Source organism: Nesterenkonia salmonea, from assembly GCF_005771525.1.
In the GTDB taxonomy this organism is placed as follows: domain Bacteria; phylum Actinomycetota; class Actinomycetes; order Actinomycetales; family Micrococcaceae; genus Nesterenkonia; species Nesterenkonia salmonea.
In genome coordinates, this window is sequence record NZ_VAVZ01000010.1 from 1 (window position 1) to 23,615 (window position 23,615).

Here is a 23,615-nt window from a genome sequence, read left to right on the forward strand (position 1 = left end):
GACCCTACATCGGCGTCAGATCAAGGATCCGGGGCCAACGTGTACACACATTCTTGCCTATAACCCCCGACCTCCGCATCAAAATACCCCATGGGGTATACTTGGGTCGTTCAGCGCCACCCACCAAGGGGGCAGCGCTGGTTTTCACGAAGCGAGGGAGAGTGTGATGTGCCGAGCAGTTAATTGCCGTGTATGCGGCAAAACGACGTGGGCCGGATGCGGTCAGCATGTCGCGATGGTCAAGAAGAACGTGCCCGCCGTGCAGTGGTGCAACGGCAAGCACACTCAGGGGCAGATTGATTCCGCCACAGCAGGCCGAGGAGGGTTCCTGGCGCGTCTGTTCGGCCGCTGAGCCTCTCGCTCCAAGCAGCCGCACATCATCCCAGGTGACAGATTGCTTGCAGACGTAGATTGGTGGCCCATGACAGTCGAAAGGGGACGTTGTCACCGGTGTTCCCTATGCGCGGTCGGGCAGATTCCAGGAGCCTCGCCCACTACCAGACTGGCTGACTCCGTATGACGGAACACAGCCTGCTCCGGCCTGCCCCCAACCTGCGGTCTCAGACCTTGATCCTGTCATCGGCAGCCAGACCGGTGGCCTGCCGCAAGACGAAGACTGCCAGAATCTCTCGATTACGATGCCGGTGGGTCGCGGAGAAGCAGAGCCCTTACCCGTCATGGTGTGGATCCATGGCGGCTCCTACGTAGCAGGCGCCGGAGATGCGCCCGACTACAACCCCAGCTCGTTGGTTTCCGAACAGGGGGTGATCGTGGTGTCGGTGACCTACCGTCTTGGTGTTTTGGTATATCTCGGCGGCAATGGGCGTCCTCCAAACCTTGGGTTACTCGACCAGCTGGTGGCATTGAAATGGGTCCGCCGGAATATCGCCGCCTTTGATGGCGATCCCAAGCAGGTGACACTCTTCGGCCAATCAGCCGGCGGGGACGCCGTGGCTCACCTCATGGCGGTACAGGGCGCTCGCGCCCTCTTTCGCCGCGCCATTATCCAAAGTCCACCACTGGGCATCTCGCGTGGGCGAGATGAGATGGCGAAAGCCATGGTGAGTGCCGCCTCAGTGCTCAGCTCGCGCACACCGATAGGAGAGCTGCTCGCTGCCCAGGATGCGGCCAAAACAGCGGCCGCCCCCTTTGGGCTGAAAGGCCTCATGCCCTTCGGTAACCAGTACCGAGAGGTGCCATTGCCCAAAGAGCAGCACATTGATGCCGCATGGGATGCTGCTGCGCCGCATATCGACATCCTGGTGACGCGCACCGCGCACGAGACCCGGCTTTTCCTGCCAATCGTCCCCGCCGTCCGTCAGCTGCGTGCCTTGCCGCTGGTCGGAGAACACGCTGCGACCTTCATCAGCTGGATCCTGACAAGGAAGGTCTATACCAAGAGCATTAAGGCTTTCGCCCAGCGTCACCGAAAAGCCGGAGGTGCCGCGAGTGAGTTCACCTTCCGCTGGGCTGCCCCGGGAAACCCCTACGGAGCTGCTCACGCGATCGACGTTCGATTCGGCAGCTATGGGCACGTTTTGCACGCGGTGAGGAACCCTTCGTAGAGGTTTGACACCGGCCTCTTGTTACTTTTAGTCTCATGGGAAGACTAAAAGTGATTCAGGTCACTGTGGTCTGCGGCGAAAACTGTACTCAGCGAGCAGAGGAGTCATGATGACTGTCCATGTCCGAAGCATATTTGTGGTCTTGGGGGTGGGTGCGCTGGCGCTCACGGCATGCGCGGAGCAGCCCGAGGAAAACGGCGTCGCGACCAACGGTGAGACCACCGAGAACGGCAACGGGGAGGACGCCCCGGAAACAGAGGACGATAATTCCGCCGAGGACGACGCCGCTGCGGGCACTGAGTGCCAATTCGCTCCGGAGCAGGCATCGGAACATGAACATGACCGTGACAGTCTGGCTTACTGGGCAGAAGAACTGGACCTGAAGGTCGGTAATGTCGCTGCAGGCGGGGGCCACCACGAGGACGAGGACTATCCCGACCCATTCCCCGACGATGAGGGCTACCGCGAGCATTTGGCGGAAGAGTACAACTCGCTGACTCATGAGAACTACCTCAAATGGGAGTTCGTTCAGCCGGAGGAGGGGGAGTATGACTTCTCGGCGGCAGATGCAGTAGTTGAGTTCGCTCAGGAGCATGGCATGGATGTCCGAGGACATGCATTGTCATGGCACTCTCAGAACCCTGAATGGCTGGAGGAGGGCGACTTCTCTGAAGATGAGCTGCGGGAGATTCTCGAAGACCATGTCCGCACCGTTGTCTCCCGGTATGCCGGATGTATCCAGCAGTGGGACGCCGCAAATGAGATTTTTGACGACGATGAGGACGCATCCATCCGCGATGGAGAGGATGGCAACATTTGGATCCGCGAGCTTGGGGAAGAGATTCTCGACGATATCTTCCTCTGGGCGCATGAGGAGGATCCGGATGCGCTGCTGTTCTACAACGACTACAACGTTGACGGCGTCAACGCGAAGTCTGATGCCTACTATGAGCTCATCGAGGAGCAGCTGGACCGTGGAGTTCCAGTCCACGGCTTCGGCAGCCAGACACACCTATCTATGCTGTACGGATTCGATGATAGCTACCGCGAAAACTTGGAACGCTTTGCGGATCTGGGGCTCCACACTGCTGTGACTGAGATCGACGTCCGTGGTGAGGTCGATGAGGACGACGTGATGAGTCAGGATGACCGAGTCGGGGCTGCCGAGCGGTACGTTTCAGTTCTCGAGGACTGCCTGGCAGTGGATAACTGTGATTCGTTCACCATATGGGGAACTCTGGATGAGCACAGCTGGGTTCCCAACACCTTTGAAGGAGAGGGAGACGCCACCCTTCACAAGCGCAGCGATGACGGCGGCTTTGAGCGGAAACCAACGTACTGCGCCATCCAGCGGACCCTCGTCGACGCCGCTGACGACGAGGCATCTTTCGATGATGATGAGGCCTTTGACCAGTGCCGTGAAGTACTGGAGGACTACGACCTCTGAGGAGGCTCAGGGCTCTCCGGCCTGCTGACCTTTGACGGCTGAGGCGTACACGTCGGCGTACTCCTGGCCGGACAGGCGCATGATCTGAGACATGATCCTGTCGGTGACCGCCCGTTGGGCGAAACGATCGTCGGCGTTGGCGAAGTACGCGTCGAAACGCAGCGGCTCACCAATAATGAGTCCCACACGGTGAATCCTGGGGATGTTGCGCTCAATCGGTTGGACTTTGTCTGTGACGATCAGTGCCATAGGTATCACTGGGACCTGGGCGCGCAGGGCCAGGTGTGCCACTCCCAGCTTGCCCCTGTACAGCCGCCCGTCGGGGCTGCGAGTGCCCTCCGGATAGATGCCGAGAAGATCCCCATTGCGCAGTGCCTCCTCGCCTGCGTCCAACGAGTTCTGGCTTGCCGCGCCTCCCGAGCGATCCATCGGGATCTGCCCGGTGATGTCGAAGAACCAACGATTCCACTTTCCAGAGACCCCTTTGCCCTTCCAATAGTCGTTCTTAGCCAGAAACCTCACCTGGCGAGGAACGATGACGGGGATGAACACTGAGTCGGAGAACGAGAGATGGTTCGACGCGAGAATCGCGGCACCTTCAGAGGGGATATTGTCCAGTCCCTTGACCCAGGGGCGGAAAACAGCATTGACTGCCGGTCCGACCAGGAACCTCTTAGCATTTCGATAGAACAACAAGGACGTCACAGACAGACTCTTCCTCTCGGACTGGCGGACACCGCTACTACTCTAACGGCGCGAGCCGATAGTCTTAGTCTATGAGCAACCGACGCGAGGACGGATCCCACTACCGGCGCAGAACGGCCAGGCCGCAGCCAGGCCGTCCGGTCCCCAAGAACCTCGGACAACGTGGCCCACGCGACTTCAGTCCCGCTGAACACGAGGACGACTTCCGTCCGCCCAACCCCAAGAATCCAGTAGCTGGAGCCAAGCCCGGGGTCGTGATCGGTGCTCTGCTGGCCATCGGCGGCATACTCTGCTTAGTGGTCTTCCCCTTCCTGCCTGTGAACTTCCCCGGGTGGACAACCGCAGCACTCATAGGTGCGATTCTGCTGGGCCTCGTGGTGCTCTTTCTACAAATGCCCTCCAAGCGGACAGGCACTGATGACGGAGCCCGCGTCTAAGAGACCTCTCGCGGCCAAATCCGACGTGTGTTCCGCTTATCCTGGGCAGTCCATGCTGATAGTGTGAACTGAAGCACATATACTGGGTAGTAAGTACAAGAAACCAGTACATCCCCTGGGAGGAGAAAGACCTGTGAAGGAATACGCAGTGCCAGCCGCCGTGGAGGTCGATTCAGGCCTCAACACAACTGACCTGCTGGAACGGCAGGTCGCAGAGAACCCCAATAACGTCCTCTTCGGCCGTCAACTGACGCCGGGGGAGTGGACTGACGTATCGGCTGCCTCCTTCCGCGAGGACGTCGTCGCTCTCGCCAAGGGGCTCATAGCTAAGGGCATCGATACCGGTGATCGTGTGGCCATTATGGCCGCCACCCGATACGAGTGGACCTTGCTGGACTTTGCGATCTGGTACGCGGGCGGCATCACAGTGCCGATCTATGAAACCTCCTCGCCCTCCCAAATCGCGTGGATCGTGGAAGACGCCGGGGTCAAGCTAGTTTTCGCAGAAACGGACTCACATGCAAAAGCGGTGGACCGTGCAATCACCCAAGAAAAGCTGGACTCGGTAGAGCACCTCTTGACCATCGACAGTGAAGATCTCAATGAGCTGCGCAGCTCAGGTGGCTATATCGCCGACGATGAGGTTGAATCCCGACGTGCCGCCGCGAACCTGGACGATCTCTCCACCATCATCTACACCTCTGGCACTACGGGGAAGCCCAAGGGATGCGAACTGACTCACGGTAACTTCGTGGAGCTGAGCCTCAACGGCACCGCATCGCTGAGCGAAGCAATCAACTCCCGGTCATCGACGGTGCTGTTCATTCCTCTGGCTCACGTCTTCGCCCGCTTCATCTCCGTGATCTGTGTGGCCGCCGGCGCGAGGGTTGGCCACACTTCCGACATTAAGGACCTGGTGGATGACCTGGGAACCTTCAAGCCCAGCTTCCTCCTAGCGGTCCCGCGAGTGTTCGAGAAGATCTACAACGCTGCCATGATGAAAGCTGAGGGCGACGGCAAGGGCAAGATCTTCCAGAAGGCAGCCCAGACCGCCATCGACTACTCCACCGCTGAGCAGGACGGGAAAGCCGGACTCGGACTGAAGCTCAAGCACGCTCTCTTCGACAAGCTTGTTTACTCCAAACTGCGGGCCCGGATGGGCGGGGAAGTGAAGTTCGCTGTCTCGGGAGGTTCCCCGCTGGGAGCGCGATTGGGACATTTCTTCCACGGCGTTGGTCTGCACGTCATGGAAGGGTACGGGCTCACAGAAACGACGGCGCCACTGACTGTGAACACTCCCACCGCCACCAAGATCGGTTCAGTCGGGCAGCCCCTGCCCGGCAGCGCCGTCAAGATTGCTGACGATGGAGAGATCCTCGGCAAGGGCGTGTGTGTCTTCCGCGGCTACCGCAACCGTCCTGACCTCGCTGACGATACCTTCACCGATGATGGCTGGTACCGCACTGGAGACATAGGGTTCCTAGACGACCAGGGATACCTCAGCATCACTGGTCGAAAGAAGGAAATTCTGGTCACCGCGGCCGGGAAGAACATCGCACCGGCTCAGCTGGAAGACCAAATCAGAGCCGATGCCATTGTGTCCCAAGTTGTGGTGGTCGGCGATGGGAAGCCATTTGTGGCGGCACTGATCACACTTGATCCGGAGACGCTGCCCGCATGGCTGCAGCGGCAGGGCATCCCGGAAGACACCCCCATGGGTGATCTGATCAAGAACCAGACGATTATTGACCACGTTCAGTCAGTCGTGGACAAGGCCAATGAATCAGTCTCCCGAGCGGAATCGATCCGAACCTTCAGGCTGCTGGAAGAGGATTTCACCATCGATTCAGGGCACCTCACACCTTCGATGAAGATTCGCCGTGCCGATGTCATGAAGGATTACTCTGAGGTGGTGGAAGATCTCTACGCCCAGGCTTCGGAGGCTCGGTCTGAGAAGCCTTGACAGCTGCGAGGTGACCGCACTCTCATCATGTGGAACGCTTTCAGCGCCCATTAGGTGTGCTGTCGTGAAGACCCTTACGCTATGGGAGTGAATGCCGCACATGAACCCCGCACTGAAACTCCGCTAACCGCCCCAGGTGAGATCGTCCACACAGGTGCCGCCGAGTTCCCAGGGTTGGACTCATGGCGAGAGCTTCCGCTGAAGCAGCAGCCCGACTGGAGAGATCACCCCGACTTCAGTTCGGCCTGTGCGGAGCTCTCCTCCAACCCTCCTCTGGTGTTCGCCGGTGAGGTGGACAAACTCAAGCGCAGACTCGCTCTTGTCGCCAACGGTGAGGCCTTCCTGCTCCAGGGCGGTGACTGCGCTGAGACATTTGAAGATGTCACGGCGGACAAAATCAGTGCCAAAGTGAAGACCCTCCTGCAGATGGCAGTCGTGTTGACCTATGGCGCCTCGCTCCCCGTGGTCAAGATGGGCCGTATGGCCGGCCAATACGCGAAACCGCGCAGTTCAGACATGGAGACGCGCGGTGACGTCACGCTCCCAAGCTTCCGTGGCGAGATCGTCAACGGCTTCGACTTCACCCCTGAGACGCGAATCCCGGACCCCAAGCGCATGGTCCAGGCGTACCACAAGTCTGCAGCCACGCTGAACCTGATCCGGGCTTTCACTGAGGGCGGTTTCGCTGATCTGCGGGCCGTCCAGCAGTGGAACAAGGGCTTCATGGAGAACCCCGCCCATGCCAGGTACGAGCAGATCGCCGGAGAAATTGACCGAGCTGTGAGATTCATGAGTGCCTGCGGGGTGGAATTCGAAAGCCTCAAGCGCACCGAGTTCTACGCCGCTCATGAGGCACTGCTCCTTGACTATGAGCGCGCACTGACCAGGATCGACTCCCGCACTGGTCAGCCGTACGTCACCTCAGGTCACTTCGTCTGGATCGGGGAACGCACCCGTGACCTGGACGGCGCCCACGTCGACTACCTCTCCAGGGTGCGCAACCCGCTGGGCGTGAAGCTCGGCCCCTCCACCACACCAAGCACAGTGTTGGAGCTCATCGAAAAGCTCGACCCAGAGCGCGAACCGGGACGCCTGACCTTCATCGTGCGCATGGGGACAGCAAACGTGCGCGAAAAGCTGCCCGCGCTGGTGGAGGCTGTCCGTGATTCCGGCGCCAAGGTCGTGTGGGTCACGGATCCCATGCATGGCAACACCATCACCGCCAAGAACGGCTACAAGACGCGCCGCTTCGACGATGTGATGGACGAGGTCAGGGGATTCTTCGAGGTCCACCAAGCCGCGGGCACCTACCCCGGAGGCCTGCATGTGGAGATGACCGGGGACGACGTGGCAGAGTGCCTCGGTGGCTCAGACGTCATTGACGAGTCCGCGTTCGACACCCGGTACGAATCCCTCGTTGACCCACGTCTGAACCACAAGCAGTCACTGGAGCTGGCCTTCCTCGTCGCTGAGCAGCTGACTCGAGTCACCTGAGTCGGCGGCTCTAGCCGCCCAGCGATGGGATGAAGCGGTTGCTGATGCCAAGCTGGTAGCCCAGCAGCATCAGGACCGCCATGAGCATCAGCACGATCACGAATGCCACGGCCTGGCGAACATGCGAAGGCCCATTCAACTGTTCCAGAGGGCGCTGTCTGGTGCGCCGATCAGCGCGCGGATCATAGCTGCGACGACGCCGTTCAGACGTTGCGCTCTGGCGCCCGGTCTGCGGTTCTTCGACACTGAGCCTTCCCAGTTGCAGAGGAACCTCAGCGACCGTCTGGCGGTCTTCGACTGCGAGGCTGCTCCAGGTCTGGTCCGAAGGATCCTCTTCAGTCGCAGGATCTTCCGGTGCTTGAGGACGCGGCGCAGGTGGTTTATGACCTCCGGTTGAGTTGCCAAGAGCCGTGGTCACGTCGTCGTCCCAGCCGTCACGGTGCTCAACAGCTGTGGGAAAATCTTCTGCTCCCATAGCCACCGTGGAAGCTTCTTGAGGGTCCTGACTCTGATCGTCCTGATCCTCCTCCCATCGGGTGTCCGGATGGTGGTGGGAGGGGGCTCCTGCCGGTTGAGCTGACTCTGCGGGCAAGACGTGAGTCGAGGAACCTGGGGCGTCGTCGTGTTCGGGTTCGACACCGTGGTATCGCTGGTGCTTCAGAATGGCCCCATCAAAGTCCAGTTCCTCACCTGAGAGCTGTTCCCGGGCGGACTCCAGCATCTCCAGCATCTCATCGGCGTTCTTCGGCCGCTGTGCCGTCTCAGCTCGAGTCGCGGTGCGGACTAGGTCATCCAGTGGCTGGGCGAGGCCGGGAACGTAGGAGGATGGTGCTGGAACCGTGGAGTTCACATGCTGGAAGGCGACACGCACCGGAGAGTCTCCCGTGAAGGGCTGGACACCGGTCAGAAGTTCATAGAGCAAGATGCCCACAGCGTAGATATCAGCACGTTCGTCGGCGCCTTCGCCGGAGAGCAGCTCAGGGGCGATATAGGCCACAGTGCCCATCAGCGTTGAGGTCCCCGAATGGTGGGTAGCTGCCCTGGCAAGACCGAAGTCCGCGAGCTTGATTCGGCCTTCGGGAGAGACCAGGACGTTCTCTGGCTTGATGTCACGGTGAACCAAACCAGCGCGGTGGGCTGCTGAGAGTCCGCCAAGGATCGCCTGAGCGTATGCGAGGGCCAGGCGGGGGGTCATCGGGCCACGCTTGAGCAGAGTTCGCAGGGTAGCGCCGGGCACATACTCCATGACCATGTACGCGGTTTCACGAGTCTGGCCCTGATCCAGGACCTGCACCACATTGGGATGGCTGATCAGCGCGGAGTTGCGGGCCTCCTGCTCGAAGCGCTGGACGACCTTGCGGTCCTCCGCCATATGGGGAAACAGCACCTTGATGGCGACATCCCGGTGCAGCCGCTCATCATGGGCCAGGTACACAGTGGACATGCCGCCACGAGCGACGCGCTTATCGATGGTGTAGCGATCCCCGATGGTGGCGCCGATCCAACTTTCTTCGGTGCTCATTGGATCAGGGTACCCAAGTTGGCAGGGGAGGCGTTCCAGAATCGGTGCATTGGGGCCGCGCTCGCGATGAGAGTGTCATGAGGTGCGTGACACCAGCAGTTCTGCGACAGCATCAAAGTCGCGCAGTATGCCCGGGGTGAGACCGAGGTTTACCAGCTTCGCCCTCGCTTCTGTGCTGCGTGCGGTGAGCCGCTCGATCTCGGCCTCGACATGTGACAACGCTCCAGCCGAGGTCAGGATCTCTTGGATTTGAGTAGCGTCCTGCTCGGTCAGGTCAGGGTTGCCGAGCATCGATTCCAATTCGGCGCCTGCGGCCTCCGGGGCCCGATGCAACCCGTAGGCAATCAGCTCAGTCCGCTTGCCTTCGCGCAGGTCATCACCCACAGGCTTTCCCGTGACTCCTGGGTCGCCGAACACGCCGAGCACGTCATCGCGCAGTTGGAAGGCGATTCCCAGGGGAAGAGCCGCTTCAGCCAGTGCGGCGGACAGCTCCGTGGTGCCCCCGGCCAAAGCGCAGCCGAGCTCAATGGGGTATTCCGTGGAGTACTTTGCCGACTTATAGGTCAGGACGGTCCTCGCCCGGCGCACTGCTTCTTCCTCCGTGGCGGTGGGTCCTGACACTTCCGCCACCACGTCTAGGAACTGTCCGGTGATGACTTCGGTGTGCATCTGCCGGAAGACCCTCCCAGCGCGAAGAGCATTGGCCGGCATGGCCTCGGCAGCCAAGTCGAACAGTTCCGAGGCCCAGGAGAGTGCGAGGTCGCCGCTCAGGATCGCACCTGTGGTGCCGAAATGCGCTGTATCCCCGGCCCAGCCAGATGCGCGGTGCCGCTGCTCGAACTGAATATGGACACTCGGCTGGGAACGTCTCGTAGCTGATCGATCGATGACGTCATCGTGGACCAGGGCGGCGGCCTGAAAAAGCTCAAGAGCAGCCGCCAAATTCAGCAGTGGTTGGACATCTTCGGTCTCAACGGGAGCATGCACCCAGGCTGCTCGCCACCCGATCCACGCCAAGACCGGCCGAAGCTTCTTGCCGCCCCTGCTCAGTGCGATGAGCGAGTCGACAAGCGGTGCTGCCTGAGGGTCTATGGCAGCGACTTGGTCCTTCTTCTCAGCGAGGAAAGTTCCGATGCGCTGATTGACCGCCGCCACGAATTCAGCCTGATCGTAGAGATGTCCTGAGGTGGGCATACCCTTGATCTTATGGGTTCAGAGCAGTCCAGGTCTCGAGGACGCGCCTCATCAATCTTCGCGCATGTCGACATGGATGCCTTCTACGTTGAGGCGGAACTGCTGGACAAGCCAGAGCTGAGAGGCCGGAAGATCATCGTGGCCGGAGACGGCCGTTCCGTTGTGCTGTCGGCCTCATACCCGGCACGAACGGACGGGGTGCGCTCGGCCATGCCGCTTTCGCGGGCGTGCAGGCTCAGCCCAGACTCCGTGGTGCTCACACCGCAGATGGATCGCTATCGGCGAATTTCCGCTGAGATTATGAACTACTTCGACACTCTTACTCACCGGAAAGAGCAGCTCAGCGTCGATGAAGCCTTCCTGGACCTCACCGGAGCCCGACGGCGGCTCGGGGAACCAGAAGAAATGGGTCGGCTGATCCGGGAAGGCTTGCGCGAACGAGTGGGCATGCCGGCCTCAGTGGGTATAGCCGACCGGAAATTCATCTCGAAAATTGCTTCTACGCAGGCCAAACCCGACGGACTGCTCGTGGTGCCCCCGAACAGGAGACTCCAGTTCCTTCACAGCCTAGAAGCAAAGCAGCTGTGGGGCGTCGGAGCCAAGACCGCTGAAGTTCTGGCCCATATGGGGCTACGCACGGTGCGGCAGATCGCTGAGACGCCCAGGGACGTTCTCGTTCACCGATTCGGAGCAGTCGGAAGCCATCTTCATGATCTGGCCTGGGGTATAGACCCTCGGCAGGTTGAGACTCACCGTGCTGAGAAGAGCATCGGAGCGGAAGAAACATTCGAAGCCGATGTCAGCGACGACGCCGAGTTAAGGCGAGAACTGCTTCGACTGGCGCATCGAGTCGCTGCAAGGCTCCGCGCCGCTGGGCTCAGTGCCAGTGGAGTGAGCCTGAAGCTCCGGTGGAAGGACTTCTCTACCCTGACCCGCGCTGCCTCCCTGCCGCATCCTACGCAGTCTGCGCCAGAGCTCCACCGGCACGCGGTGCGGCTGCTGGAGGCGTTGGGGCCGCGCGCGCAGCCGGTGCGCCTGATCGGAATCCGGGCCGAGCGGCTCAGCGGCGGCGACGGCAGTCTGCAATTGAGCTTTGACGCCCACGATGACGACTGGCAAGCCGCACAGCGCACACTGGATGACGTGGCGGGCAAATTCCCGCAGGCAGCGCTGCGGCCAGCGACTCTGCTGGAGCCGAGGAAGCGCGAAGCAGAGGACTGAAACTGAAGTCCGGCTGGGAGTTGCGTGACAAAATCGTCACAGCATAGACCCGGGCTATGTGGACACGGGCCTCAGAAGATAGACTGGTTATCCAGGACCCCAGAGACAACAGGACGACATAGGAGCATCCCATGCCACTTTCGGAGCGCGAGCAGCGGCTGCTGAAAGAGCTGGAGCAGCAGCTCCAGTCCGACGACCCGGGCTTTGCCAGCTCGTTAGAAGAGTCACCGGTAGGTGGTGCTTTCAATGTGCGCAACCTCGTTCTCGGTCTCTTAGTGACCGTAGCCGGTATCGCGGTCCTCATCGCGGGGATCTACCAGCAGTGGATTCCACTTGGCATAGCTGGCTTCATCATCATGGGGGCAGGAGTCTATTTCGCCACCACAGGTGGACCTATCGGCCCCAAGAACAAGGGCAATGGTGGAAACGGCAACGGAAACGGCGGTGGATCCGGTGGGTCTGGCCCACGCAGCTCTGCACCCAGCCCCTCCGGTGGCAACTTCATGAGTAATCTCGAGCAGAAGTGGGAGGAGCGACGCCGGTCCTAAGACCCAGGCAGCCCCCACTTCCCACCACCCATACGAAAAACCCTCGCTTCGGCGGGGGTTTTTCGTATGTCCGCAGACAGGTGCGCTCCACCAGCCTACGGAGCCCCTCCACCATGCTCCACCTCGCGCCACCTGCCCAAATGGGCATTAAGCCCCAGGTCACAGGCGCGCTGTGACCGCCCCACTCATGCCCTTCTGGGGCGCCAGTGGGACGGTCTGCGTGAAAGTGGTTGGAAAGTGGGGGAAAGTGGAGTAAAGTGGAGCGCGATGGGACGAAGTGTCCGGATTGTCCAGAGCGAGGAGACGGGGCCATGTTTCTCGGCACCTACACTCCCCGCCTCGACGAAAAGGGCCGTCTGATTCTGCCAGCGAAATATCGGGACGAGCTTTCAGCAGGGCTTGTTCTGACTCGTGGGCAGGAACGCTGCATATACGTCTTCAGCACTGATCAGTTCGCGGCAGTGCATGGGCAAATGCGCCAGGCGCCGCTGACCTCCCGTCAAGCACGTGACTACATTCGCGTGTTCCTCTCTGGAGCCTCTGACGAGACCCCAGACAAACAGGGGCGAATCACCATTCCTCCTGGTTTGCGGGAATACGCGGGACTGGACCGGGAAGTCACGGTCATCGGAGCGGGAGACCGCGCCGAGATCTGGGACTCCACGGCCTGGAACACGTACCTGGAAGAGAAGGAATCCGAATTCTCCTCCACTGACGAGGAAGCCATCCCCGGCCTCTTCTGACAACTCCATACGGGCCCTTGAGTACGCCTCCTTACCGGACTGAGCAATCCTGACTTCACTTCCCCGATGTCAGGCCGCAGCAGGCCCGGTGGGGGAGCAGATTCAAGGGCCCGATTTCGTTCAGACGTGCGGAGGTGACGATGAGTACTCAGCAAGCAGCCAACCGGCATGTGCCGGTGATGGTGGAGCGTTGCACTGAGTTGCTCGCGGAAGCCTGCCAGCACGTCGAAGCTGGACAGGCACCTGTGATCATCGACGCAACGTTGGGAATGGGTGGTCATACAGAGGCACTGCTCAGAGAAGTCCCTCAGGCGACCGTTATCGGCATCGACCGGGACCCACAGGCGCTCAACCTAGCTGGCCAACGGCTGCAGCGGTTCGGCGCGAGATTCCGGTCAGTCCGGGGTGTCTACGATGCAGTCGCCGACGTTGCTGCCGAGCTTGAAGAGAATGAGATTCTTGTCGGGGTGCTCTTCGACTTGGGGGTCTCCTCGCTCCAGCTCGATGAAGCCGAGCGTGGATTCGCGTACTCCTATGACGCTCCATTGGATATGCGCATGGACTCCGCAGCCGACTCGGAGGACCCCACCGCCGCTGAACTGGTCGCGGACATCTCCGAATCGGAGCTCAAACGCATCCTGTCGGAATACGGCGAAGAACGGTTCTCCGGCAGAATCGCCTCAGCGATTGTGCGTGAACGCGCAAAGGCCCCTCTGCGGACCACTGCCCAGCTTGCGGCAGTCATCGACTCGGCAGTCCCGGCGGCGAGTAAGCGAACCGGCGGGCATCCGGCCAAACGCAGTTTCCAAGCGATCCGCATTGCGGTGAACCGGGAACTCGAAGTTCTCGCCCGAGCTGTTCCATCGGCAATGGACGCAATCGCAGTGGGCGGGGCCGTCGTCGTTCTCTCGTATCACTCCCTAGAAGACCGGATCGTCAAAAGGGCCTTCACGGCGCGCACCACCTCTTCGGCGCCTGCAGGGCTGCCCGTTGAGCTGGAACAGCACAAACCGACGTTCGCGCCGCTGCTGCGTGGGGCGGTTCCTCCGACGGACGAGGAAATCGCCGCTAATCCCCGCGCTGCGTCCGCCAAGCTCCGGGCAGTCAAGAAGACCAGAACACAGGCAAGGAACACATGATGAGCGTTCTTCCACTGGCGGAGCCCCAGCCGGCTGAGCACGCGGCCCGACGACGAGCCGCTGCCTCCGAGGGAGCAAAACCCGACCTGAAGGCGTTGCCCACTGTCCAGCGTCGCCAGAAGGGACTCATCGTCGGAGTTCTGATGCTGCTGATCACCGCACTCGCCGCAGTGCTGGCCACCAACATCTATGTCGCCAACTCCCAATACGACGTCGTGCAGATGACCAATGAACATCGAGACCTCGTACACCAGAACCAGGCGTTGTCCCAGCAGGTCCAGTTTCTAGAGTCACCACAGTCGCTGTCGAACTCCGCCGTCTCCCTGGGAATGGTCATGCCAGCACCGGCCGGCACGATCGATTTGAGCACCGGAGACATTGTCAGCGGTGCCGAAGTAGCATCCAGCTCCGAGGTCCCGTCCAGCTTTGTCAGCGCGCCCAGCTCTCTACAACCTGAGCTTTCCGCTGGTGACGTGGCAGAACATGCTGAGACCTCCGCCAGCGGTCTTCTCGGTACCGGCGCGTTGCACACGCTCAGCCAGCCTTCGGCGGGAGAGAATAGTCCCGGCACAGCCACAGGGGGCACTTCCCCTGGCACTGATCTCCACGGCGGAACAATACCCGCACCGAAACTGACCGACTGACACCGCAAGGAGAACGCACTTATGGCGCGAACCCTCTCTCTGCGGATGCGCATCGGACTGGCGATCGTCTTGGCCTTGCTTGTAGTCCTCGGTGGTCGCCTTTTCCACATACAAGGATTGGACCCCGCCGGCCACGCCCACCAGGCGATCTCTAACCGCCTCCACACCGTAGAAGTACCCGCAGCGCGCGGAGACATTATTGACACGCAAGGTCGGCTGCTTGCGGGAAGCGCAGACCGGTATGACATTGTGGCCGACCCCAGGCTCACCGGTGACTACACCGTGCCGGACGAAGAATTGGGGATGCAGCGGCCCGTGACGGTGGAAGAAACCGCGGAGGAGCTGGCGACCCTTGTGGAATCCGACGCTGAGGACGTCCTAGAACGCCTCACTGCCGAGGACACCCACTACTCCACCATCGCTCGGAACGTCACTCCCGAGGTTCACCAGCGCATCATGGAGTTACGTGCCCCTGGCGTCTACGCAGAACCCGTATCCGAGCGCACGTACCCTTCCGGGCCTGTTGCCGGGTCCATCATCGGTTTTGTCGGTGTCGACGGCCCTTTGGAGGGACTCGAGGCGGAGGAAAACGAGGCGCTCACAGGTGAACCCGGAGAACGTATCTATGAAGTGGGCGCCGATGGCGTCCGGATCCCCACGGCAACATACGAGGAGATCCCAGCGGAGGATGGCCAGGATCTTCGCCTGACCATCGACCAGGACATTCAGTGGTTCGCTCAGGAAGCCATCGCTGAAAAGACCAGCGAGTACAACGCCCAATGGGGCAACGCGACAGTGGTAGATCTCCGGGAAGGCCGTGAGGGAGAAATCCTCGCGATGGCCGACTCCGAGACAGTGGACCCTTCAGATCCAGCAGCCACTGATGAACTCTTCCGCAGACCACTGGCGCTGACCCAGGACTTTGAACCAGGGTCCGGCGGCAAGTCAGTGACGTTCGCGGCAGCACTCGAAGAAGGCGTCGTCGAGCCTGAGTCAGAATTCAGCGTGCCCTACAGAATGACCGTGGACGGTGAATCCATCCGCAATGCCCGTTCCCACGCTGAGTACGATATGACGGCCGCCGGTATCTACGCTCGTTCGTACAACACCGGCACGCTCATGATCGGCAACCGGATGGAGGAGCAGACCCGCTACGACTATCTGCGCCAAGTCGGCTACGGAGAGCCCATGGACATCGGATTGGGAGTCGAAGGACAATCCATCCTCCGGCCTCCGGAGGAGTGGGACCGCCGCCAACCGCTGACCACACAGTTCGGTCAGGGCTACACCGGCAGTGTGCTGCACAATGTTCAGCTCTACCAGATGCTCGCTCAGGACGGGGTTAAGCACCCGTTGCGGATCGTGGACGCCCACGTCGACCCGGATGGGGAAGAGCACCTCGTCACCAGCGAACCCGAACGGATCTTCTCCTCCAACACCTCCCAGGAAATGCTGAAGCTCATGGAGGGTGTGGTGGACTACGGCTCCGCCATGGGCGCACAGATTGACGGCTACCGGGTAGGCGGCAAGAGCGGAACCGCTGAAGCTGCGGGAGCAGCAGGAGGCTTCGACGGTTACACCGTCAACTTCATCGGGGTCGCGCCCCTGGATGACCCGCAGTTCGTCGTGTCCATCACCGTGCACCGGCCGGCCGGCCAGTTCGGCGACTGGGACCTCACTAACACGTTCAGAGACATCATGACGCATGCCCTGACGAGCTACGACGTCCCGCCCTCTGAGGAAGAGTCTGGGGCCTATGATGGTTTCGTGGGTGAACGTCAGGACTATCCGTGGTGAATCTTTCAGGCGCTGCTGGCGCCGATGTCGGCACCCTAGCCGAACAGCTAGTTGCTGCCGGCTACAACCCCATTGTGACGCCAGTCGCTGCAACAGCAGATCGTGTGCACCTCACTGGTGCTGCCATGAGTCCGAAGCTCGTCGAGCCGGGAGACCTGTTCGTCGCAGTCACCGGGGCGCGGGCACATGGCGCTGACTTCATCCAAGAGGTCATAGACCGCGGAGCCGCTGCCGTGCTGACTGACCCAGCAGGAGTTGTGAAGGTTCGTGAGGCTGCGGGCTACCGGCTCCCAGTGATCGAAGTCGCCGGAGTTCGGGACGCTGCGGGCCCGGCCGCGGCGGCCATCTACGGCACCACCGCCACATCCGATCCTGCACTTTTCGGAGTCACCGGCACCAACGGCAAGACGACAACCACCTACTTCCTTCGCTCATTACTCCGAGCCGTGCTCACGCCACAGGGTCGAGAAACCGGGCTCATCGGAACCATTGAGATTGCCGCAGGTCAGGAGCGGATCGCTTCGGAAATGACCACGCCCGAAGCCGTCGCGCTGCACAAACTGATGCACTCCTTCCGAGGGAAGAACGTAGCTGCCGCCGCCATGGAGGTTTCCTCCCATGCCATCAGCTATCAGCGAATCTCCGGGCTCTACTATGACGTAGCCGGGTTCACCAACCTCACTCAAGACCACTTGGACCTGCACGGAACCATGGAAGACTATTTTGCCGCCAAAGCTGACCTCTTCCGCCGCGCACGCACCCGAACGTCGGTGATCACTGTCGACGACGCTGCTGGGCATCAGATGGCTGCTGAGGCCACTGGTCACGTCGTTACCCTTTCGACCAACGGCCAGCCCGCCCAGGCGCACTGGGAGGTCTCAGAGGTGGAGCCCGCTGGATTGGGCAGCGCCTTCACGCTGGCGAATCGCCATACCGGTGAGCGGATCCGCACCTCCACTGCTCTGCCCGGTGCTTTCAACGTGTCGAACGCGGCGCTGGCTGCGGTCATGGTGCTTGAAGCTGCAGCAAGCAGTGAACGGACCCAAGCTTTCCATCGGCAGGATGTTGTCGAAGCCCTACAGACTGCACAGCCCTTCCACATTCAAGTGCCAGGCCGTATGCAGGTCATCGCTGAGCAACCGGCAGCCATCGTGGACTTCGCGCACAACCCCGATGCCATGATCCGGGCTCTGGAGGCTGTGCGGCGCCCCACAGGGCGGCTCATTCTGGTCATCGGCGCAGCGGGGGAGCGCGACGCCACCAAACGCCCAACTATGGGGGCGATAGCTGTGCGTATGGCAGATCACGTCATCATCAGTGACGACGACCCCCATGGAGAGGACCCCGCGGAGATCAGAGCTGGACTCCTGAACGGGGCCCGAGACGCGATCGCCACTGGCGGCCTCAGCACCACGCTGGAGGAGATCTCCCCGCGCGCTGATGCCATTGCTGCAGCCGTAGCTGCAGCAGAGCCTGAAGACACCATTCTGCTGGCCGGTCGAGGTCACGAAGTCCACCAGGATGTCGCCGGAACGCGCGTCGAGATCGATGACAGGGAAGAACTGGCCCGCACCCTGAAGGCTAAGGGCTTCGCGACATTAGACGGAGGCGCCTGATGATTGACCTTACTGCTGCTGAGATTGCCCGTGCAGTATCGGGACGGCTGAGGGGAGTGGAGGACCCGCATCAGCTCACACTGACCCATGCTGATACCGACTCCCGGACGATGCGCCCATCAGCACTGTTCATCGCCAAGCCAGGTGAGGTCACCGACGGTCACCGCTTCATCGACAATGCCCTGGCGGCAGGGGCCGAACTTGTGCTGGCCGAACGTGAAACCGATGACCCCTCAGGAAACCCCCACCCAGCTGTGATCGTTGACGATGCGATCGTGGCTATGGGAATGCTGGCGCAGGAAATCGTGACGAGAATCAAAAACCACTCTGCGACCACCGTGATCGGTATCACCGGCTCCGCAGGAAAAACGACTACCAAAGACCTCCTTGCGGCGCTGTTGGCTCCAGAGGGGCCGACCATCGCCCCACAAGGGTCCTACAACGGTGAGGTCGGAGTGCCGCTCACTGTGTTCACCGCCGAGCTGGAAACCCGCTACCTCATCATCGAAATGGGAGCTGACGCGCCCGGAAACATCCGTGATCTGTGCACGATGGTGCAGCCGCACATCGGTGCAGTGCTCATGGTCGGCACCGCCCATGCAGGCAAGTTCGGTGGTGCAGACAAAATCGCTCAGACCAAGGGTGAACTGGCTGAACTCGCCACTGACCATGTCATCCTCAACGCCGATGATGCTCAGGTCTCTGCCATGGCAGAGCGTGCATCAGCGCCCATCACCTGGTTTGCGTCCGAACCAGCCGCAGAAGGTGCGTATGGTGTGGCCGCCGATGCCGTGCGCCAACTGCCCGACGGCCGTATGGAGCTGACCTTGGTCTTTGATCAGCCGGGCAAGCAAGGTCAGACTGAGTTCCGGACCACAAGCGGGCTTATCGGCGCGCACCACGTGACGAATCTCTTAGCTGCCGCAGCCGTTGCCTACCGGGCCGGTGTGGCGCCTTCGAACATCGCCGCACGGCTCGACGGGTTGGGCCCGAGCTCCAGATGGCGCATGGAACGCACCGAGATCAGCTGGGGGGGCCAGCAGGATGCCGTCACCATTGTCAATGATGCGTACAACGCCAACCCCGAATCCATGCGGGAAGCGCTGCGCACATTGGCGATCCTCTCGCGTGACAATCAGCGGCGCGGGGTGGCCGTGCTGGGTCCGATGCTCGAACTGGGCGAGGAGTCAGTCTGGCTCCACCACAAGCTCGGCGAGACAGTCGTCAGGCTCAACATTGATCTCACCCTGGTCGTTGGGAAAGAGGCGTATGCCCTCTACCGTGGCGCCATAGCCGAAGGGTCATGGGGCTCAGAAGTGCAGTGGGTGGCCACTGTCGATGAGGCTGAATCATGGTTGCGCACAGCGCTGCAGCCGGGCGACATCGTGTTGTTTAAGTCTTCTCACTCCGCTGGGCTTAGACTTCTGGGTGACAAATTCGCCACCGAGGAAAGGAACTGAGTGATCGCCGTTGTCATCGGTGCCGCCACTGGGCTGATCCTCACCCTCCTCGGTACCCCACTGTTCATCCGTTTCCTTGTCAAACGTGGCTACGGCCAGTTCATTCGCGACGACGGACCCACCACCCACCACGTGAAGAGGGGAACACCCACTATGGGTGGCGCCGTGATCATCCTCGCGGTGATCATCGCCTATGCCGCGACCCATGCGGTGCTGTTCTTCACCAGCGACGTCGCCGCCGGCCCCAGCGCCTCGGGGCTCCTGCTTTTACTGCTGATGACCGGTATGGGACTGGTCGGGTTCTTCGACGACGCCGCCAAGATCACCAAGAAGCAGTCGCTAGGTCTGAGCCCCTGGGCCAAGATCACCGGACAGGCTTCCGTCGGCGTCCTGTTCGCCGTTCTCGCCCTGCAGTTCCCCAATGACCAAGACATCACCCCGGCGTCGACCGCGATTTCCTTCGTCCGCGAAACCGTCTTGGACTTTGCCGTGCTCGGAACTGTGGTGGGAGGAATCCTCTTCGTCATCTGGGCCAACATCATCAACACCGCCGCCACCAACGCGGTGAATCTCACCGACGGTCTCGACGGGTTGGCCAGTGCCGCTACCGCGATGGTCACCGCCGCCTATGTGATCATCTCCATCTGGCAGTACAACCAGTCCTGCGGCGGCGTTCGTGCTGTGGACTCTGTCTGCTACTCAGTGCGGGACCCCATGGATATGGCCACACTTGCAGCGATCATCACCGGAGCGCTGATCGGGTTCCTGTGGTGGAACACCTCGCCGGCAAAGATCTTCATGGGAGACACCGGCTCACTGGCCCTGGGTGGGGCACTGGCCGGTTTCGCCATCCTGACCCACACCCAGTTGCTGTTCGTCATCCTGTGCGGACTGTTCGTCATCATCACCGTCAGCGTGATCATCCAGGTCGGCTACTTCAAGCTCTCCAAGGGCAAACGTGTCTTCCTCATGGCCCCCCTGCAGCATCATTTCGAACTCAAGGGGTGGGCTGAGGTCACCGTGGTGGTTCGGTTCTGGATCATCGGAGCCCTCGCCGTCGGCATGGGCCTCGCCGTGTTCTACGGAGAATGGGTGCTCGCCCAGTGAGCGAACACCGCACACTCCCACAGCTTCACGGATGGGACGGACCCTGGGCAGGCCTGCGGGTTCTCGTCACCGGGTTCGGGGTCACCGGATTTTCCGTTGCGGACACACTGGCGGAACTCGGAGCCCACATCGTCGTGGTTGACGGCACCGCAACAGGAACAAAACAAGACGACGCCGCCACGCTTTCCACCATGTGGGGAGACCGTCTGGAGTTCCGATTCGGCGAGGACCACACGACCACACTGCGACACTTCGCAGCAGCCGACGGCACCACTGACATTCCGGAACTCATCGTCACGTCACCTGGATGGCGGCCAGACTCCCCGATCATCGCAGCAGCCGCAGTCCACCACGTGCCTGTCTGGTCAGATATTCAGCTCGCCCGACGGCTCGGGGCCCGTCCTGGTGCCAAAGACCCCGACTGGTTGGTCCTCACCGGAACCAACGGCAAGACCACCACTGTCATGATGCTGGAGGCCATGCTGAGCGCCGACGGACGACGCGCAGCCGCCTGCGGAAATATCGGCATGCCCATCCTGGACGTCATCCGCGACCCCGAAGGCTATGACGCACTTGCTGTGGAACTGTCCAGCTTCCAGCTGCACTACACCGAACCGCTGCACCCGGTGGCCTCCGCAGTGCTCAACATCGCTGAAGACCATATGGACTGGCACGGAGGACTTGAGAGTTATTTGGCGGACAAGGCCAAGATCTACGAGTCAACCCAGGTGGCCTGCGTCTACAACGCCCAGGACTCCGTGACGGAGAAGATGGTCGCTGCCGCCGATGTGGTCGAGGGAGCCCGCGCTATCGGCTTCACCACCGACTCCCCGGACGTGTCGATGCTCGGGCTGGTCGACGACATCCTGATTGACCGTGCCTTTCTGGACAACCGTCGGCACCAGGCCTTGGAGCTCGCTACCCGTGCGGATTTCGGAAGCCTCGCCCCACAGCACCTCGTGGCCAATGCCCTTGCGGCCGCCGCCCTGGCCCGGGCGGTCGACGTGGCCCCGGCATCCGTGCAACAGGCTATTCGGGCCTATGAGCCGGCGGAGCATCGCATACAGCCAGTGGCCAAGGCGGACGATGTCCTCTGGATCAACGACACCAAAGCCACCAACCCACATGCGGCAGCAGCCTCACTGGCGAGCTTCACTGATGTGGTGTGGATCGCCGGAGGGCTCTCCAAAGGAGTCGACTACGACCCTCTGGTTCAGCAGGTCGCCGCCCGTCTGCGACATGTGATCCTGATTGGTACAGACTCCACCCAGCTTCGCTCCAGCCTTGAGCGACACGCCCCCCAGGTGCCCGTCACAGAGGTCTCCGGCAGTGATGATGGAGAGGCAGTCATGCGCAGCGCTGTCCGATCAGCAGACCGGTACGCCCAACCAGGGCAGGCCGTAGTGCTGGCTCCGGCCGCAGCATCCATGGACCAGTTCGCCTCGTACATCAGTCGAGGAGAGCAGTTCATTGCCGCGGTGACCGCGCTGATGCAGGACAAAGGTTTCTCGACCGAGTAAGGAGGAGCACCATGGACAAGAGGCCCCCGCGCCTACCCTCCTCCAAAAGGCCAGATATTCACGGCGACTCGGCAGTTCTCACGCCGCCCAGCGCTGCCTCGCCGGAGGAGCCCGACGAGCAGCACACCGGTGACGTGCCCCAGGGCTATCTGCGTCTGGTGGACGATATCGACGACGACGCCGCGGGCCCAGACGCTGCGGAAGAACCCGGTGATGGGTCACTGGGGCGGGCATGGAGAGCCCAGCAGGCCGAGCGCCGAGCTGAACGCATCACCAAATTCTGGGGCATCTTCGAAGGGGGCAATCCTTACACCAACTACTGGTTGGTATTGGGTGCCACGATCGCACTTGCGGCGTTCGGACTGACCATGGTGCTCTCTTCCACCTCAGTCGATGGAGGCGGACAGCCCTTCACCACCGCTACTCGGCAGGCAGTATGGGCCGGTATCGGCGTCATCGGCATGCTGTTCATGACGGTCATTCCCACCCGATGGATGGGATGGATCGGCTGGGCAGCCATGATCATCGCCAGTGTCCTGCTGGCACTGGTGGCGTTCTCGCCCTGGGGCTACACCGGAGGCGGCTCGACGAACTGGCTGCGCATCGGACCAGTTCAGGGGCAGCCCTCAGAGGTCGCCAAGCTGGCGCTTGTGCTCTGGGGGGCAGCCGTGCTGGCGCGCAAAGGGAAACTGGTCAATCAGTTCACGCACTGGATGATGCCGTTCGTGGCCCCCGGTGCCCTGTCCGTTCTGGTGCTCGTACTCGCAGGTGGCGACCTCGGGACCAGCCTGGTGATCATTCTCATCGCCGCGGCGCTGCTCTTCACCGCCGGAATCGGTATGCGCTGGTTTGCTCTTGCCGGACTCTTCGCCTCTGGCGCAGTTGCGCTGCTGATGTGGATCACTCCCTATCGCATGATGCGCGTCTACGCCTGGTTGGGAATGAACTGTGACCATCCCACCGAGCCCTGCTACCAGACGGAGCAGGGCCTCTTCGCTCTCGCGTCTGGAGGCTTCTGGGGCGTAGGTCTGGGGCAGTCCCGGCAGAAATGGGACTACATTCCCGAAGTGCACAATGACTTCATCTTCACCATCATTGGCGAGGAACTGGGTCTCCTTGGAACGGTGACAGTTCTGGGACTCTTCGCCGTCCTGGTCGTCGGCATCTTCCGAGTCGCCAACGGCATCACGGGAGACACCTACCACGCGCGGTTCGTGAAACTGGTCTGCATCGGTATCATCGCGTGGATCGTCGGTCAGGCCTTCATCAACATCGCGATGGTCACCGGGCTGATCCCTGTGGTGGGTGTGCCCCTGCCGTTCATCTCCTACGGCGGGTCCGCCCTGACTGTTGCCCTGATCGCCGTCGGCGTGATTCTCAACTTTGCCCGTAGGCAACGGATTGAGGCGCGAACACCTAAACGGCGCAACAGAAAACGGCGCAAGCGGTCTACACTGACACCGCCAGCCACGTCCGCCCCCTCCTGAACTCCG

The 23,615-nt window shown here is 61.3% G+C and carries 19 protein-coding genes and 1 pseudogene; 17 read left to right on the forward strand and 3 right to left on the reverse strand.

Going from position 1 to position 23,615, the window contains the following annotated elements; genetic code table 11:
- Nucleotides 1-166 precede the first annotated feature (166 nt).
- The 3 genes and pseudogenes from FEF26_RS04985 (at nt 167) to FEF26_RS04995 (ending at nt 3,012) form a co-directional block, all read left to right on the forward strand.
- Complete coding sequence (locus FEF26_RS04985) at nt 167-352, forward strand: hypothetical protein (protein WP_138252448.1); 186 nt, start codon at nt 167-169, stop codon at nt 350-352.
- Between the two features lie 106 nt (nt 353-458).
- A pseudogene (locus tag FEF26_RS04990) lies at nt 459-1,565 on the forward strand (carboxylesterase family protein); the annotation flags it as partial.
- A gap of 106 nt (nt 1,566-1,671) precedes the next feature.
- Nucleotides 1,672-3,012: an endo-1,4-beta-xylanase gene (locus tag FEF26_RS04995; protein WP_138252450.1), complete on the forward strand. Its 1,341-nt coding sequence runs from the start codon at nt 1,672-1,674 to the stop codon at nt 3,010-3,012.
- Between the two features lie 6 nt (nt 3,013-3,018).
- Here FEF26_RS04995 and FEF26_RS05000 read toward each other — a convergent pair whose 3' ends face one another.
- Complete coding sequence (locus tag FEF26_RS05000) at nt 3,019-3,705, reverse strand: lysophospholipid acyltransferase family protein (protein ID WP_138252512.1); 687 nt, start codon at nt 3,703-3,705, stop codon at nt 3,019-3,021.
- 83 nt (nt 3,706-3,788) lie between these two features.
- Here FEF26_RS05000 and FEF26_RS05005 point away from each other — a divergent pair, with 83 nt between their 5' ends.
- From FEF26_RS05005 to FEF26_RS05015, 3 genes are all read left to right on the forward strand, one after another.
- The gene (locus FEF26_RS05005) at nt 3,789-4,154 is read left to right on the forward strand and encodes a hypothetical protein (protein ID WP_138252451.1); all 366 of its coding nucleotides are present in this window, start codon (nt 3,789-3,791) and stop codon (nt 4,152-4,154) included.
- Between the two features lie 133 nt (nt 4,155-4,287).
- Nucleotides 4,288-6,117 carry an AMP-dependent synthetase/ligase gene (locus FEF26_RS05010; RefSeq protein ID WP_138252452.1) on the forward strand — a complete coding sequence of 610 codons (1,830 nt, stop codon included), beginning with the start codon at nt 4,288-4,290 and terminating at the stop codon, nt 6,115-6,117.
- Nucleotides 6,118-6,258: 141 nt separating this feature from the next.
- Complete coding sequence (locus tag FEF26_RS05015) at nt 6,259-7,611, forward strand: class II 3-deoxy-7-phosphoheptulonate synthase (protein WP_243730429.1); 1,353 nt, start codon at nt 6,259-6,261, stop codon at nt 7,609-7,611.
- Nucleotides 7,612-7,621: 10 nt separating this feature from the next.
- Here FEF26_RS05015 and FEF26_RS05020 read toward each other — a convergent pair whose 3' ends face one another.
- Both FEF26_RS05020 and FEF26_RS05025 read right to left on the reverse strand, forming a co-directional pair.
- On the reverse strand, nt 7,622-9,133 hold the full coding sequence (locus FEF26_RS05020) for a protein kinase domain-containing protein (RefSeq protein ID WP_138252454.1): 1,512 nt from the start codon (nt 9,131-9,133) through the stop codon (nt 7,622-7,624).
- Between the two features lie 75 nt (nt 9,134-9,208).
- Complete coding sequence (locus FEF26_RS05025; protein WP_138252455.1) at nt 9,209-10,327, reverse strand: polyprenyl synthetase family protein; 1,119 nt, start codon at nt 10,325-10,327, stop codon at nt 9,209-9,211.
- Nucleotides 10,328-10,339: 12 nt separating this feature from the next.
- Here FEF26_RS05025 and dinB point away from each other — a divergent pair, with 12 nt between their 5' ends.
- The 11 genes from dinB (at nt 10,340) to FEF26_RS05080 (ending at nt 23,609) form a co-directional block, all read left to right on the forward strand.
- The gene (gene dinB, locus FEF26_RS05030; protein WP_138252456.1) at nt 10,340-11,548 is read left to right on the forward strand and encodes a DNA polymerase IV; all 1,209 of its coding nucleotides are present in this window, start codon (nt 10,340-10,342) and stop codon (nt 11,546-11,548) included.
- Between the two features lie 131 nt (nt 11,549-11,679).
- Entirely contained in the window at nt 11,680-12,096 is a 417-nt protein-coding gene (locus tag FEF26_RS05035; RefSeq protein WP_138252457.1) for a DUF3040 domain-containing protein, read from the forward strand.
- A gap of 311 nt (nt 12,097-12,407) precedes the next feature.
- The gene (gene mraZ / locus FEF26_RS05040; RefSeq protein WP_138252458.1) at nt 12,408-12,839 is read left to right on the forward strand and encodes a division/cell wall cluster transcriptional repressor MraZ; all 432 of its coding nucleotides are present in this window, start codon (nt 12,408-12,410) and stop codon (nt 12,837-12,839) included.
- Nucleotides 12,840-12,979: 140 nt separating this feature from the next.
- The gene (gene rsmH, locus FEF26_RS05045; RefSeq protein WP_138252459.1) at nt 12,980-13,978 is read left to right on the forward strand and encodes a 16S rRNA (cytosine(1402)-N(4))-methyltransferase RsmH; all 999 of its coding nucleotides are present in this window, start codon (nt 12,980-12,982) and stop codon (nt 13,976-13,978) included.
- Complete coding sequence (gene ftsL / locus FEF26_RS05050) at nt 13,975-14,622, forward strand: cell division protein FtsL (RefSeq protein WP_138252460.1); 648 nt, start codon at nt 13,975-13,977, stop codon at nt 14,620-14,622. Before rsmH ends, ftsL begins: the two co-directional genes overlap by 4 nt.
- Nucleotides 14,623-14,643: 21 nt before the next feature.
- On the forward strand, nt 14,644-16,419 hold the full coding sequence (locus FEF26_RS05055; RefSeq protein WP_138252461.1) for a peptidoglycan D,D-transpeptidase FtsI family protein: 1,776 nt from the start codon (nt 14,644-14,646) through the stop codon (nt 16,417-16,419).
- The gene (locus tag FEF26_RS05060; protein ID WP_138252462.1) at nt 16,413-18,035 is read left to right on the forward strand and encodes a Mur ligase family protein; all 1,623 of its coding nucleotides are present in this window, start codon (nt 16,413-16,415) and stop codon (nt 18,033-18,035) included. Before FEF26_RS05055 ends, FEF26_RS05060 begins: the two co-directional genes overlap by 7 nt.
- Nucleotides 18,035-19,495, forward strand: coding sequence for a UDP-N-acetylmuramoyl-tripeptide--D-alanyl-D-alanine ligase (locus tag FEF26_RS05065; RefSeq protein WP_138252463.1), 1,461 nt, complete (start codon nt 18,035-18,037; stop codon nt 19,493-19,495). The genes FEF26_RS05060 and FEF26_RS05065 overlap by 1 nt, the downstream gene beginning before the upstream one ends.
- Nucleotides 19,496-20,602 (forward strand): phospho-N-acetylmuramoyl-pentapeptide-transferase, encoded by a 1,107-nt coding sequence (mraY, locus tag FEF26_RS05070; protein ID WP_138252464.1) that lies wholly within the window; start codon nt 19,496-19,498, stop codon nt 20,600-20,602.
- The gene (gene murD, locus FEF26_RS05075; protein ID WP_138252465.1) at nt 20,584-22,122 is read left to right on the forward strand and encodes a UDP-N-acetylmuramoyl-L-alanine--D-glutamate ligase; all 1,539 of its coding nucleotides are present in this window, start codon (nt 20,584-20,586) and stop codon (nt 22,120-22,122) included. Before mraY ends, murD begins: the two co-directional genes overlap by 19 nt.
- An 11-nt stretch (nt 22,123-22,133) precedes the next feature.
- Nucleotides 22,134-23,609 (forward strand): FtsW/RodA/SpoVE family cell cycle protein, encoded by a 1,476-nt coding sequence (locus FEF26_RS05080; protein ID WP_138252466.1) that lies wholly within the window; start codon nt 22,134-22,136, stop codon nt 23,607-23,609.
- Nucleotides 23,610-23,615: the final 6 nt, after the last annotated feature.

Bases quoted from the DNA above. Each gene is read 5' to 3' on its own strand.
- FEF26_RS04985 (WP_138252448.1), top strand. From the start codon at position 167: ATGTGCCGAGCAGTTAATTGCCGTGTATGCGGCAAAACGACGTGGGCC.
- FEF26_RS04995 (WP_138252450.1), top strand. From the start codon at position 1,672: ATGATGACTGTCCATGTCCGAAGCATATTTGTGGTCTTGGGGGTGGGT.
- FEF26_RS05005 (WP_138252451.1), top strand. From the start codon at position 3,789: ATGAGCAACCGACGCGAGGACGGATCCCACTACCGGCGCAGAACGGCC.
- FEF26_RS05020 (WP_138252454.1), bottom strand. From the start codon at position 9,133: ATGAGCACCGAAGAAAGTTGGATCGGCGCCACCATCGGGGATCGCTAC.
- FEF26_RS05025 (WP_138252455.1), bottom strand. From the start codon at position 10,327: ATGCCCACCTCAGGACATCTCTACGATCAGGCTGAATTCGTGGCGGCG.
- dinB (WP_138252456.1), top strand. From the start codon at position 10,340: ATGGGTTCAGAGCAGTCCAGGTCTCGAGGACGCGCCTCATCAATCTTC.
- FEF26_RS05035 (WP_138252457.1), top strand. From the start codon at position 11,680: ATGCCACTTTCGGAGCGCGAGCAGCGGCTGCTGAAAGAGCTGGAGCAG.
- mraZ (WP_138252458.1), top strand. From the start codon at position 12,408: ATGTTTCTCGGCACCTACACTCCCCGCCTCGACGAAAAGGGCCGTCTG.
- rsmH (WP_138252459.1), top strand. From the start codon at position 12,980: ATGAGTACTCAGCAAGCAGCCAACCGGCATGTGCCGGTGATGGTGGAG.
- ftsL (WP_138252460.1), top strand. From the start codon at position 13,975: ATGATGAGCGTTCTTCCACTGGCGGAGCCCCAGCCGGCTGAGCACGCG.
- FEF26_RS05055 (WP_138252461.1), top strand. From the start codon at position 14,644: ATGGCGCGAACCCTCTCTCTGCGGATGCGCATCGGACTGGCGATCGTC.
- FEF26_RS05065 (WP_138252463.1), top strand. From the start codon at position 18,035: ATGATTGACCTTACTGCTGCTGAGATTGCCCGTGCAGTATCGGGACGG.
- murD (WP_138252465.1), top strand. From the start codon at position 20,584: ATGGGTGCTCGCCCAGTGAGCGAACACCGCACACTCCCACAGCTTCAC.
- FEF26_RS05080 (WP_138252466.1), top strand. From the start codon at position 22,134: ATGGACAAGAGGCCCCCGCGCCTACCCTCCTCCAAAAGGCCAGATATT.